The sequence below is a fragment of the Paraburkholderia sp. Ac-20336 genome, assembly GCF_017105025.1.
Classification (GTDB): Bacteria; Pseudomonadota; Gammaproteobacteria; order Burkholderiales; family Burkholderiaceae; genus Paraburkholderia.
On the sequence record NZ_JAAGPS010000071.1, the window covers coordinates 1 to 13,303 of the forward strand.

A 13,303-nucleotide genomic window follows, 5' to 3' on the forward strand; every position below is an offset into this window, starting at 1 on the left:
GTTGCAGGCGGACGAGACCCTGCTCGTGCTCGGCGCGGCCGGCGGCGTCGGGCTCGCGGCGGTCGAGATCGGCAAGGCGCTCGGCGCGCGCGTGATCGCGGCGGCGTCGAGCGACGAGAAGCTCGCGACCTGCGTGAAGCACGGCGCGGACGCGACCATCAACTACGCGAGCGAAGACCTGCGCGAGCGCATCAAGGCGCTCACCGACGGCAAGGGTCCCGACGTGATCTACGACCCGGTCGGCGGCGTGTATGCGGAGCCCGCGTTTCGCAGCATCGGCTGGCGCGGACGCTATCTCGTGGTCGGTTTCGCGAACGGCGAGATTCCGAAGCTGCCGCTCAATCTGATGCTGCTCAAGGGCGCGAGCGTGGTCGGCGTGTTCTGGGGCGATTTCGCGAAGCGTGAGCCGCAGCGCAATCAGGCGGCGTTCGAGCAGATGACCGGCTGGATTCGCGAAGGCAAGTTGAAGCCCTATGTGTCGGCCCGCTATGCGCTCGACGACACCGGCCGCGCGTTGCGCGACATGGCCGAGCGTCGCGTGATCGGCAAGGTGGTGATTACGCCGTAACTACGCCTTGGCTACACCGTGACGCAGCATGAAAAACGGCGCGCAGACTGAACAACGTTGTCAGACTCCGCGCCGTTTGTTTTTTTGGCGGCCCTTGCGCGTGTTGGCCGGGTGCGTTTTTTTGCGCGCGGTGCGGTGCCCCACTCCTCACACACCCGCCCTGTCCTCACAGTTTTTCGGTATCCCCCGTGCGCGGCTGCCACTTCATCAGGCGCCGCTCGCCGAGTCCGACGACCCCATCGAGAATCAGCGCAAACGCGGTCAATACGAGAATCCCCGCGAACACGGTGTTGATGTCGAAGGTGCCCTCGGCCTGCAGGATCAGATAGCCGACGCCGCGCGCCGAGCCGAGATACTCGCCCACCACCGACCCCACGAAGGCGAGCCCGACCGACGTATGCAGGCTCGAAAACACCCAGCTCATCGCGCTCGGCAGATAAACGAAGCGCAGCAGCTGCTTGCGGTTCGCGCCGAGCATGCGCGCGTTCGCGAGCACGACCGGGCTCACTTCCTTCACGCCCTGATAGACGTTGAAGAACACGATAAAGAACACCAGCGTGACGCCGAGCGCGACCTTCGACCAGATGCCGAGGCCGAACCACACGCCGAAGATCGGCGCGAGAATCACGCGCGGCATCGAGTTCGCGGCCTTCACGTACGGATCGAACAGCGCGCTCGCCACCGGCGCGAGCGCGAGCCACAGGCCGACGCCGAGCCCGAGCGCGGTGCCGAGCACGAACGCGAGCACGGTCTCGACGAGCGTGATCCACAGATGCAGATAGATTTCGCCGCCCGTGAACCACTCCCAGATCCGTTGCAGCACTTTCTGCGGCTCGCCGAAGAAGAACGCGGCCTTGTTCGGATCGTCGAAATAGAACGGCGGCAGGAGCGTCGGGCTCGTCAGCACGTACCAGAGCACGAAGCACAGTACGAGCAGCAGCCATTGCCAGATCACCAGATTCGCCCGGCTCGGGCGCAACGTCTTCCACATGACTTGGTTTGCCTTCGACGATGGTTGAACGCGTCTTCTTTTTCGATGTGCATGGCCGCCTGCCCGGCAGGCTTATACGGCGGTCAGTTGCTGCTGATACCCCTTCAGCACCTCGTCGCGCAGCACGCTCCAGATCTGTGCATGCAGTTCGACGAAACGCGGATGCGAGCGAATCTCGGCGACGTCGCGCGGACGCGGCAGGTCGATCCTGAATTCGCCGATCGGATGCGTGCCCGGTCCCGCCGAGAGCACGACGACGCGGTCCGACATCGCGATCGCCTCGTCGAGATCGTGCGTGATGAAGAGCACCGCCTTGCGCTTCGCGGCCCACAGATCGAGCAGCTCGTTTTCCATGAGCTGGCGCGTTTGAATGTCGAGCGCGGAAAACGGCTCGTCCATCAGGATGATGTCGGGATCGAGTATCAGCGTCTGCGCCATCGCGACGCGCTTGCGCATGCCGCCCGAGAGCTGGTGCGGATAGCGGTCGCCGAAACCGCCGAGACCGACGCGCTTTAACCATTCGTCGGCTTTCGCGCGCGCGTCGGCCGCCGGTTCGCCGCGAAACGACAGGCCGGCCATCACGTTGTCGATCGCCGAGCGCCACGGCATCAGCGCGTCGGCCTGGAACATGTAGCCGGCGCGCCGGTTCAGGCCATCGAGCTTTTCGCCGAACACGCTGACTTCACCCGCCGACGGCTGCAGCAGACCCGCGCCGACGTTCAGCAGCGTGGACTTGCCGCAGCCGGTCGGCCCGACCACCGAGACGAACTCGCCCGGCTCGATGCGCAGCGTGGTGTCCTTGACCGCCGTGTAGCGCTGCGCGCGGTTATCGCGCGCGGCAAACGTGCAGGTGATGTTTTCCAGCGCCAGGGCGGCAACGGTCATCGTTCGGCTCGCTTCGGGGATCGGGATCGGTCGGGTTTCAGGTTCGGGCGGAGTGCCGCGGCGGCGAAGGCTCCGGGAGTGGCATGGACAGAACCCGCCATGCCATCCGGATCGCTCCCGAGGCGCTCGCACGCCGCCCTGTTTATGCCTTGACGGTCGCCAGCGCCTTCTTCACGAAGTCGTTGGTCCAGGTCTTCGACAGATCGATCTGCGCGTTCTGCACAACCGGATCGAAGGCCTTCAGCGTCTTCAGCGAGGTCGCGGGACCGCCGGCGGGCATCAGGCCGTCGGGCGACATCGCTTCGCGCACGTGCTGCCATGCGTCGAGATAGAGCGCGCGGTCGCCGAGCAGATAGCTCTCCGGCACCGTGTTGATGAGTTCGCTGCCACTCGCGTTCTGCAGCCACTTGAGCGCGCGCACCATCGCGTTGGTCAGCGCCTGGGTCGTGTTCGGGTTCTTCGTGATGAAGGCCTGCGACGCATACAGACAACCAGCGGGCATATCGCCGCCGAACACGCTGTGCGTATCGGCAAGCGTGCGCGTATCCGAGACGACGCGCACGTCGCCCGCGCGCTCGAGGCGCGTCACGACCGGATCGAGATTGGCGATCGCGTCGATCTGCCCGGACTGCATCGCGGCGATCGCGCCGGCGCCCGCGCCGACGCCGATGAACGCGACGTCCTTCGCACTGAGCCCCGCTTTCGCGAGCACGAAGCTCGCCATGATCGACGTCGACGAACCCGGTGCGGTCACGCCGATCTTCTTGCCCTTCAGATCGGCGATCGACTTGTAGTTCGGCATCGTCTTCTTCGACACCGCGAGCACGATTTGCGGCGCGCGCCCTTGCAGCACGAATTCGCGGAAAAACTGCTTTTGCGCCTGCAGCAGCAGCGTGTGTTCGAACGCGCCGGAGACCACGTCCGCGCTGCCGCCGACCGCCGCCTTCAGCGCCTGCGAACCGCCGGCGAAATCGGAAATCTCGACGTCGAGCCCTTCGTCCTTGAAGTAGTTGCGGCGCTCGGCGATCGTGAGCGGCAGGTAGTAGAACAGATTCTTGCCGCCAACCGCGATCGCCACCTTCGTGGTTTCAGGCTTGCCCTGCGCAAAGGCAAGCGGCATGGTGGCGAGCGTGGCGCCCGCGAGCGCGACGCCGCCGGCAAGGAAGGTTCTGCGTTGCATGGTCTGTTGTCTCCAGATTTTTGTTGTCCGGTTTTCCCGGCGTCGGTCGTGGCGGCGTTCTTTGCGCCGCCTGTCGTATCACCTGTCGTGCCGCTTCCCGGATCGCCTGTTGCGTTCGCCTCAAACGATCTGCGTCAAACGATCTGTTGCGTATGCAGCCTTGCAATGTCGTCAGCATCATAACCTAGCGATTGCAGGACTTCATCGGTATGTTCACCCAGTGCGGGACCAAGCCAGCGCGTCTCGCCGGGCGTCGCCGAGAGCTTCGGCGTGACCGCCGGCAGCGTGATTTCGCGGCCGTCCTGCCACTTGAAACTCTGGATCATCTGCCGCGCGATGAACTGCGGATCGGCGAACATATCGGCCACGCTGTAGATGCGCCCGACCGGCACGTCGGCCGCGTTGAGCACCGCGAGCGCCTCGTCGATCGTGCGCGTGGAGAGCCACGCGGCAATCGCAGCGTCGATCTCCTGGGTGCGCGGCACGCGGCCGTCGTTATGCGCGAGCGCCGGGTCGTTCGCGAGATCGTCGCGTTCGATCGCGCTCATCAGGCGCTTGAAGATCGGGTCGCTATTGCCGCCGATCACGATGCTGCCGTCACGACACGGATACGTGTTCGACGGCACGATGCCCGGCAGCGACGCACCGGTGCGCTCGCGCACCATACCGTACACACCGTACTCGGGCACCACGCTTTCCATCATGTTGAAGACGGCCTCGTACAGCGCGACGTCGACGACCTGCCCCTTGCCGCCGTTCACCTGCTTGTGATGCAGCGCCATCAGCGCGCCGATCACGCCATGCAGCGCCGCGATCGAATCGCCGATCGAAATGCCGATGCGCGGCGGCGGCAGATCCGGATAGCCGGTGATATGGCGCAGCCCGCCCATCGACTCCGCAATCGCGCCGAAGCCTGGCCGGTCGCGATACGGGCCGGTCTGACCGTAACCGGACAGCCGCACCATCACGAGGCCGGGGTTCTCGGCCGAGAGCACGTCATAACCGAGCCCGAGCTTTTCGAGCAGCCCGGGGCGGAAATTCTCGACGACGATATCGGCCTCTTTCGCGAGCCGCCGCACGATCTCCTTGCCCTCTTCGGCTTTCAGATTGATCGTGACGGACTTCTTGTTGCGCGCCTGCACGGCCCACCACAGCGATGTACCGCCGACTTCGGGATACAGCTTGCGCCATTTGCGCAGCGGATCGCCGCCTTTCGGGTCTTCGATCTTGATGACCTCGGCACCGAATTCGCCGAGAAAACGTGCGGCGAACGGACCGGCGATCAGCGTGCCGAGTTCGAGCACCTTGACGCCGGCGAGCGGACCTTGGGTTTGAGTCTGGCCTTCGCGTCCAGCCGAGTCGCTCGTGCCTGCTTCGGGGGTGGCGCTCATGGGGCTCCTTATCTTCTCTCTGCGCCAAACCGCGGCAACGAACGCGCGGTGCGCGGTCGGGCCGCGCGCTTTTCGTTGCCGCCGCGGCGTGGCTTGCTCCCGCTCTTCACGCTCGCACTGCTCATGCTGGCGGCAACGCGAATCACGGCAAAAAGCAGTGCGCTTCGCCACGGCAACCGCACAATCGCGCCGCGCTACATCGAACGGCGATCGAGCATCGCGCGCGCGATCGTGCCGGCGTCGACATATTCGAGTTCGCCGCCGACCGGCACGCCGCGCGCGAGACGCGTGACCGCAAGCCCGCGCGCCTTGAGCGTCTGCCCGAGGTAGTGCGCGGTGGCTTCGCCTTCGTTGGTGAAATTGGTCGCGAGCACGACTTCCTTGACGACGCCATCCGAGGCGCGCTTCACGAGCCGGTCGAAATGAATCTCCTTCGGGCCGATGCCGTCGAGCGGACTGAGCCGCCCCATCAGCACGAAGTAAAGGCCGCGATAGGTCATCGTCTGTTCGAGCATGATCTGGTCGGCCGGCGTTTCGACGACGCACAGCAGCGACGGATCGCGCTCTTCATCGAGGCAGACCTCGCAGATCTGCGCTTCGGTAAACGTGTTGCACTTTTCGCAGTGGCGCAGATGCTCGGTGGCGAACAGCAGCGAGCGGCCGAGTTTTTCGGCGCCTTCGCGATCGTGCTGCATCAGGTGATACGCCATGCGTTGCGCGGACTTGGGCCCGACACCGGGCAGCACACGCAGCGCTTCGACGAGCGCCGACAGGGCGGAAGGTTGTTTCATGCGGATCGGCGTCGAAGTGGATGAGGCTCTGGTGGGCGAATCGAGGTGCGGGCGCGCCGCGCGAAGCGTGCTTCGGCGCGACGGTGACGTTGAAGTTCGCAACGTCCGCGGCGGCGGCACGTTCGGCCTCGCCTTTCGCGCGGCGGATGCCTGCGGGGGCTTTCAGTCCCCGCAGCCCGCGCACGTCGCGCGCCGTCTCAGCGCCTGCGCGCACGCCACGGCGACGGGCGCCGCGGCATTCGCCCTCGTGACAGCAGATTCAGAACGGCAGCTTGAAGCCCGGCGGCAGCGGCAGACCCGCGGTCATGCCGCCCATCTTTTCCTGGGCGGTCGCCTCGGCCTTGCGCACGGCGTCGTTGAACGCGGCGGCGACGAGGTCTTCAAGCATGTCCTTGTCGTCGGCAAGCAGGCTCGGATCGATCGACACGCGGCGCACGTCGTTCTTGCAGGTCATCGTCACCTTGACGAGACCGGCGCCCGACTGCCCCTCGACTTCGATCTGCGCGAGTTGCTCCTGCATCTTCTTCATGTTTTCCTGCATCTGCTGGGCTTGCTTCATCAGCCCGGCGAGTTGGCCTTTCATCATGGACATGCTCCTTCTGGATAGCGTGAAATCCGGGGTTCCGGCGCCGTGCTCCGACGACGCCGCAAAGGGTGGATCAGGTTGGATCAGTGGGCCGGTGACGCGCCGTTGGCGGCGTCCGGGGTAAGCGGGCGGATCGAGCCGTCGACGATGCTCGCGCCGAATTCGCGAATCAGCGACTGCACGAACGGATCGGCGCGAATCTCGCGCTCGGCTTCCTGCTGGCGCTGGGCGCGCTGCGCGGCGTCGTGCGCGGCGGCCGTGCGGCGCGCCGGGCCGACCTCGACCTGCACGTCGACGCTCTGGCCGAGCCGCTCGGCGAGCGCCACCTTCAGTTTAGCGACCTGCGACGCTTCCGCGTATTGCGGCACCGGTACGTTGAGCCTGAGCGTGTTGCCGTCGAGCGCCATCAGTTCGCTGTTGAACGCGAGCTGGTACGAAATGCCCTTCAACGACAGATCGACCGCGAGCGCGGGCCAGTCGCCCGTGAAGCCGAGCGGATCGAGCGGCACGGCGGGCGGCAGCGGGCGCGTATCGACGACCGGCGCGGGAGCCGGTTTCGCGGGTGCGCGGTCCATGCGGACGTCGTCGGGGCCGCGATCGAATACGGGTACATAGTTGTCGTCCGGCGGGACGAAATAGGCGTCGTCCGCGGCCGAGACCGGCATGTAGTCGTCGGGCGGCATGTCGTCCCACGGCGGGACTGACGAGCCGCCCGGCTCCGCGCTGCTGCTGCGCGGCGACGATGCTTGCGCGGCGGCGCTGGCCGTTCCCGTCGCCTCTTGTGGCGCACGGCGCGGCGCGCCCGGTGTCGGCACCGGGACGACTACGCGCGGTGTGGCCGGCTTCGGTGTCGCGGGTGCGGCAGGCGCCGTGCCCGAAGTCGCGCGGCCGCGGTCCGAAGATACCTTGAGGCCGGCGTTACGCAGCACGTCGAGTGCGGCGCTCGCGCCGCCGGCACGACGCGCAGTGGAATCGGCTGCGGCTTGCGCGGTTGTCGAGGTGGGCTGTGCCTGTTCCTCTGGCTCATCCCGCTCCTGCATCTGCGATGCGGCTTGCCCGGTGCCGGCATGCGCGGCTGTTGCGGACGCGGCCGGCGCGGATGCCGGCGCTGCGTGATCGGTCAGCGCTGGCGAAGCCGACTCGGCCGAGTCAGCGCTGGCGGCGTTTTCGCCCGTGGGCATGTCTTCCCAAGGCGCCACTGGACGCTCCGCGGCTGCTGGCGACGCATCGCCGATGCCGGCAGACGTCGCCTTGCCCTCAGCCGCAACCGGCTCGCCTTCACCGACGACTTCGGCATCGGACGATTGCGGTGCCGCCGCCGTTTGCGTGACCACAGCCGGTTGCACAACCGGCGCGGCGGATTTCACCGCCTCGCGTTGATCTCCGCTGACATCGCCGCCAGCCTGCGGCCCGCGAACCGCCGCGGCTGCCGGCATCGCATCGCGCGTGCCCGCGGCCGGCACCGACGGAGCCACCGCAGCAGACGATCCCGACGGCGCACGCAACGCGGCAACCGTCGGCGCGCCCGAGCGCTTCGCACCCGCCGCGCCCGCGCCGCCTGCCTGCGAACCCGCGCCTGCCGTTCCACCGCCGCCACCGCCGTCCGGCGCCGGCTCGAACGCGAGCATGCGCAGCAGCGTCATCGTGAAACCGGCGTACTCGTCGGGCGCGAGCCCCAGTTCGCTTCGGCCGATCGTCGCGATCTGATAGAACAGTTGCACCTGCTCGGGACTCATCGCCTCGGCGAAGCGGCGCAGATCGGCCGCCTCCGGCCATTCGTCGAGCACCGACGACGGCGCGAACTGCGCCCATGCGATCCGATGCAGCAAGCTCGCGAGATCCTGCAGCGCCGTCGAAAACGACAGGCTGCGCAGCGCCATTTCGTCGGCAACCGCGAGCACCGCCGCGCCGTCGCCCTGCGCGAGCGCGTCGAGCAGACGGATCAGATAGCTCTGGTCGAGCGCGCCGAGCATGCCGCGCACCGCGTCCTCGCTGACCTGGTTCGCCGAATAGGCGATCGCCTGATCGGTCAGCGAAAGCGCGTCGCGCATCGAGCCGTCGGCCGCGCGCGCGAGCAGACGCAGCGCCTGCGCGTCGTACGGCACCTGCTCTTCGCCGAGAATGCGTTCGAGATGCGACACGATATGACCGGCCGGCATCTGCTTCAGATTGAACTGCAGACAGCGCGACAGCACCGTGACCGGAATCTTCTGCGGGTCGGTGGTCGCGAGAATGAATTTGACGTGCGGCGGCGGTTCTTCGAGCGTCTTCAGCATCGCGTTGAAGGCGTGGTTCGTCAGCATGTGCACTTCGTCGATCATATAGACCTTGAAGCGCGCATCGACGGGCGCGTACACCGCGCGCTCGAGCAGCGCGGCCATTTCGTCGACGCCGCGATTGCTCGCCGCGTCCATCTCGACGTAATCGACGAAACGCCCCTCATCGATCTCGCGACACGCACGGCACACGCCGCACGGTGTCGAGGTCACGCCGGTCTCGCAGTTCAGCGCTTTGGCGAAGATGCGCGACAGCGTGGTCTTGCCGACGCCGCGCGTGCCGGTAAACAGATAGGCGTGGTGCAGACGGCCACCGTCGAGCGCATGGGTGAGCGCGCGCACCACGTGCTCCTGTCCGACGAGCGAAGCGAAATCCTTCGGCCGCCATTTGCGTGCGAGAACTTGATAGGTCATCCGGAAATTGTATCAGTAACGATGCGGCGAAAAACCGAATCGGACACGAGCGCGAGCGCGCGTTGCCGCGCCCCTCGGACAGGCTGACGAAGCATCGTGGAAAGCCGGTGACATTCGCGGCCGCATCCGCGACGGCCGCCGGAAAAAGAAGCGGCGATGAGCGATCACGATGGACGCGCGCATTGACCACGACGATGCTCTAGGCGAACGCGGCAGGCAATGAAAACGAAAACCGGAAATGGCTGCGGAGAAACCGCGAAAGAAAACCGCTACGGGGAAAAACAGAAGAGGAAGGTGACGAGCCCGACCCTCGGCACTGGTGGAAAACGGCTGTGGCTGCTTCGTTCCCGACCTGACCAGGTTGACCATCCCTCCATGCGAGGAGGCCCGTCACGAAAGATTCTATCATTGCTTGGCGCATCGCGCGACTGTTAATACGAGCAAAGCGAGTTCGGCGCATGGGATCAGACACTTCGCGACACCCGCCCTCTCGTTGCCTTCGTCGCCTCTCTATATATAGATGAGCACATGCCGAAATCGCGTCCACGCACCGCACTTGAGTTCGGCACGCCCGCCTCCATCTACGTTGCGTCGCGATGACCGTACATCAATCAGTCACAGTAACGGGAATCAAGGGAACCCGATGGCGCTTCACCGGCAGTCGTTGGCCCCACTGCCTTTGTGAGTACTATCGCCCCCGGCAACGCATAGCGAATTAAGCTACACTGCCAGTTGAAAGACCCGCAAACGCGAGTCTTTCCGCTCATTCCGTGAAAATCCGGTGTCTTTTCAGACTGTTTTCGGGTTTTCGCAGGCATGCGCGGCAAGACTCAGGGCGCGGCAAAACGAACGGAAGTTTTCCCGGTTTTTGACGTATCGTGGCGAGCAATTCAGGCGGGCCTCGAACCGATAGAGGTATTCATAAATGAGCGAACAAATCAAACATATCAGCGACGCATCGTTCGAACAGGACGTAGTGAAATCCGACAAACCCGTGCTGCTCGATTTCTGGGCCGAATGGTGCGGTCCGTGCAAGATGATCGCGCCGATCCTCGACGAAGTCGCGAAGGATTACGCAGATCGCCTGCAAATCGCGAAGATCAATGTGGACGAGCATCAGTCCACGCCGGTCAAGTTCGGCGTGCGCGGCATCCCCACGCTGATCCTGTTCAAGAACGGCGCAGTCGCCGCTCAGAAAGTCGGCGCATTGTCGAAGTCGCAACTCACCGCGTTCCTCGACGGCAACCTGTAAAGCAACGCCGCGGCGCAGGCGGACTCGCGGCACTCAGCAAGCGCTTCCGCCAGAACGCCTGACCCGTGCGTACCCACCGGGCGTGTTGTCAGCCGGCAACACGCCCCGCGAGAAAGAGGCCACGCCGCCGCACTGGCGGAAATTGGCGTGTGCTATGCTAGAATCCGCACAACGTCGAAAAGACGTGTAAGTCTTTGAGCGTTCCGCTCACCCTCCTCCCAGATTTCATTTCGTCGCACCTTCTCCTGCGGGTTCTCCGTATGCATTTATCCGAGCTTAAGACTCTGCACGTGTCCCAATTGATCGAGATGGCCAATGGCCTCGAGATCGAAAGCGCGAACCGCCTGCGCAAGCAGGAATTGATGTTCGCCATTCTAAAAAAACGAGCCAAAGCGGGCGACACGATCTTCGGCGACGGCACGCTCGAAGTGCTGCCGGACGGTTTCGGTTTCCTGCGTTCGCCGGAAACGTCCTACCTCGCCAGCACGGATGATATTTACATCAGCCCGTCGCAAATCCGCCGCTTCAACCTGCATACGGGCGACACGATCGAAGGCGAAGTGCGCACGCCGAAAGACGGCGAACGCTATTTCGCGCTGGTGAAGGTGGACAAGGTCAACGGCCAGCCGCCGGAGGCCTCGAAGCACAAGATCATGTTCGAAAACCTGACGCCGCTGCACCCGAACAAGGTGCTGCTGCTCGAACGTGAAATGCGCGGCGAAGAAAACGTGACGGGCCGCATCATCGACATGATCGCGCCGATCGGCAAAGGCCAGCGCGGCCTGCTCGTCGCCTCGCCGAAGTCGGGCAAGACCGTCATGCTTCAGCACATCGCGCATGCGATCAAACAGAACCATCCCGACGTCAAGCTGTTCGTGCTGCTGATCGACGAACGTCCGGAAGAAGTGACGGAAATGCAGCGTTCGGTGGCGGGCGAAGTGATCGCTTCCACGTTCGACGAACCGGCCGCGCGTCACGTGCAGGTCGCCGAAATGGTGATCGAAAAGGCCAAGCGTCTCGTCGAAATGAAGAACGACGTGGTGATCCTGCTCGACTCGATCACGCGGCTCGCGCGCGCCTACAACACCGTCGTGCCGGCCTCAGGCAAGGTGCTCACCGGCGGTGTCGACGCGAACGCGCTGCAGCGCCCGAAGCGCTTCTTCGGCGCGGCGCGCAATATCGAGGAAGGCGGCTCGCTGACCATCATCGGCACGGCGCTGATCGAAACCGGCAGCCGTATGGACGACGTGATCTACGAAGAGTTCAAGGGCACCGGCAACATGGAAGTGCACCTCGAGCGACGCCTCGCCGAGAAGCGCGTCTACCCGTCGATCAACCTGAACAAATCGGGCACGCGCCGCGAAGAGTTGCTGATCAAGCCCGAAGTGCTGCAGAAAATCTGGGTGCTGCGCAAGTTCATCCACGACATGGACGAAGTCGAGTCGATGGAATTCCTGCTCGACAAGATCCGTCAGACGAAGAGCAACTCCGAGTTCTTCGACATGATGCGTCGCGGTGGCGGCAGCTAACGCATGACGACGCATGCTGGCAGTATGTAAAGGCTGGCGACTGCATCATCGAAGGCAAAACCGTTCGCGATCCGCGAGCGGTTTTTTTTCGCCTATGCCGCTTGCTCCGCGCATCGTCAGCGTCATCAAACATGCCCGTCTATCCGTTCAAGTGTCGACACGCTCGGCACCGGCGCGCCGCTGGGATCAGCGTCGGACCGGCATCGGTTCACGCTGCATCGGAGTCGCCTCGCGGAAGCCGCGAGTCCGTACAATCCGGTGTACCGGAACACGCTCGCGAGTCGCACGACCAGCGCGGATGCTCGCGCGGCAGACAAGCTTTCCGGCTTCGCCCAACGGTTTTAATCCGCTGATCGGCGTCGCGCTACGCGGCGCCCTGTTCACCGTGCAGCAAAAACAGATCGACTAGAGGTAGGCTCACGCCATGCTCTCGAAACTCACCGACTGGCTCGGCACACGCCGCCGCGAGCGCGCGCTGCGCGATTACGCAATCGACGAGCCGCTGTGGCAGGCCACGCTCGACGGCTTGCCGTTTCTCGCGCATCTCGATGCGCCCGATCTCGCGCGGCTGCGCGAGCTGACGAGCCTGTTCATCGCGCAAAAGGAGTTCTCCACCGCGCACGAACTGGAGCTGACCGACGCAATGACGGTCGGCATCGCCGCGCAAGCCTGCCTGCCCGTGCTGAACCTGGGCCTCGATCTGTACCGCGGCTGGGTCGGCGTGATCGTCTATCCGGGTGAGTTCGTGATTCGCAAGACCGTCGAGGACGAAGACGGCGTGGCCCACGAGATCGAGCACGATGCGAGCGGCGAGGCGTGGGAAGGCGGGCCGGTGGTGCTGTCGTGGGAAGACGCGCAGATGACGGACGGCACCGACGCGTACAACGTCGTGATCCACGAGTTCGCGCACAAGATCGACATGCTGAACGGCGAAGCGGACGGCCACCCGCCGCTGCTGCGCCGCTGGCACGCGCCGCTCGATAGCGGGGCATGGGCCGACGTGTTCGACCACGCGTACGACCAGTTCTGCGCGAAGGTCGACGCGGTGCCGGAACACCGCTGGGCGCGTTTCGAGCGCGACTCGCTGATCGATCCGTATGCGGCCGATCATCCATCGGAATTTTTTGCCGTGTGCAGCGAGGCGCTGTTCGTGCGGCCGCAAGCGTTCGAGGCCGAGTATCCGGAACTGTACCGGCTGCTCGCGCGCTACTACCGGCAGGACCCGGCGCGCGTGAGGCTGAGCTTCGCGCCGGTTTGATGGCAGCGCCGGGGGGCCGCCGGCGCCATTCAATGAGCCGAGGCAAGGCCAGGAGAAACCGCTGGCAGAAAATTCGCCAAGCAACTGATTTTCTGGCATAATCGCGGTTTTTCGACCGTAGGCAAGTGGCTCGCGCCTGAAGGCAGTCCGATTATCGAGGCTGCACGCGGGTTGGCTACCAC

General features: G+C 64.9%; 11 protein-coding genes and 1 other RNA gene. 4 read left to right on the forward strand and 8 right to left on the reverse strand.

All coding sequences use genetic code 11. The features are described from left to right. Nucleotides 1-568, forward strand: a 568-nt coding sequence (locus GXB81_RS19780) for a zinc-binding dehydrogenase (protein ID WP_205990129.1), incomplete at its 5' end; no start/stop codon positions are given. 166 nt (nt 569-734) lie between these two features. Here GXB81_RS19780 and GXB81_RS19785 read toward each other — a convergent pair. The 8 genes from GXB81_RS19785 to ffs form a co-directional block, all read right to left on the reverse strand. Then, nucleotides 735-1,559, reverse strand: a complete 825-nt coding sequence (locus GXB81_RS19785) for an ABC transporter permease (RefSeq protein ID WP_167284857.1) — start codon at nt 1,557-1,559, stop codon at nt 735-737. Between the two features lie 72 nt (nt 1,560-1,631). Next, complete coding sequence (locus GXB81_RS19790; RefSeq protein ID WP_167284859.1) at nt 1,632-2,444, reverse strand: ABC transporter ATP-binding protein; 813 nt, start codon at nt 2,442-2,444, stop codon at nt 1,632-1,634. Between the two features lie 142 nt (nt 2,445-2,586). Continuing rightward, nucleotides 2,587-3,624: an ABC transporter substrate-binding protein gene (locus GXB81_RS19795; RefSeq protein WP_205990130.1), complete on the reverse strand. Its 1,038-nt coding sequence runs from the start codon at nt 3,622-3,624 to the stop codon at nt 2,587-2,589. Between the two features lie 134 nt (nt 3,625-3,758). Then, nucleotides 3,759-5,015, reverse strand: a complete 1,257-nt coding sequence (locus GXB81_RS19800) for a CaiB/BaiF CoA-transferase family protein (protein WP_167284860.1) — start codon at nt 5,013-5,015, stop codon at nt 3,759-3,761. 194 nt (nt 5,016-5,209) lie between these two features. Further along, complete coding sequence (gene recR, locus GXB81_RS19805) at nt 5,210-5,806, reverse strand: recombination mediator RecR (RefSeq protein WP_013089345.1); 597 nt, start codon at nt 5,804-5,806, stop codon at nt 5,210-5,212. A 259-nt stretch (nt 5,807-6,065) separates the two neighbouring features. Continuing rightward, nucleotides 6,066-6,392: a YbaB/EbfC family nucleoid-associated protein gene (locus GXB81_RS19810; RefSeq protein WP_008923976.1), complete on the reverse strand. Its 327-nt coding sequence runs from the start codon at nt 6,390-6,392 to the stop codon at nt 6,066-6,068. A gap of 83 nt (nt 6,393-6,475) precedes the next feature. After that, nucleotides 6,476-9,082, reverse strand: coding sequence for a DNA polymerase III subunit gamma/tau (locus GXB81_RS19815; protein ID WP_205990131.1), 2,607 nt, complete (start codon nt 9,080-9,082; stop codon nt 6,476-6,478). Nucleotides 9,083-9,375: 293 nt separating this feature from the next. Then, nucleotides 9,376-9,474: signal recognition particle sRNA small type (ffs, locus tag GXB81_RS19820), an RNA gene on the reverse strand. A gap of 533 nt (nt 9,475-10,007) precedes the next feature. On the opposite strand from ffs, the gene trxA reads away from it, so the two are divergent. The 3 genes from trxA (at nt 10,008) to GXB81_RS19835 (ending at nt 13,121) form a co-directional block, all read left to right on the forward strand. Beyond that, entirely contained in the window at nt 10,008-10,334 is a 327-nt protein-coding gene (trxA, locus tag GXB81_RS19825; RefSeq protein WP_006048864.1) for a thioredoxin TrxA, read from the forward strand. A gap of 260 nt (nt 10,335-10,594) precedes the next feature. After that, nucleotides 10,595-11,863: a transcription termination factor Rho gene (gene rho, locus GXB81_RS19830; protein ID WP_167038483.1), complete on the forward strand. Its 1,269-nt coding sequence runs from the start codon at nt 10,595-10,597 to the stop codon at nt 11,861-11,863. A gap of 424 nt (nt 11,864-12,287) precedes the next feature. Continuing rightward, a complete protein-coding gene (locus tag GXB81_RS19835) occupies nt 12,288-13,121 on the forward strand; it encodes a M90 family metallopeptidase (protein WP_205990132.1) in 834 nt (277 codons plus the stop codon). Nucleotides 13,122-13,303: the final 182 nt, after the last annotated feature.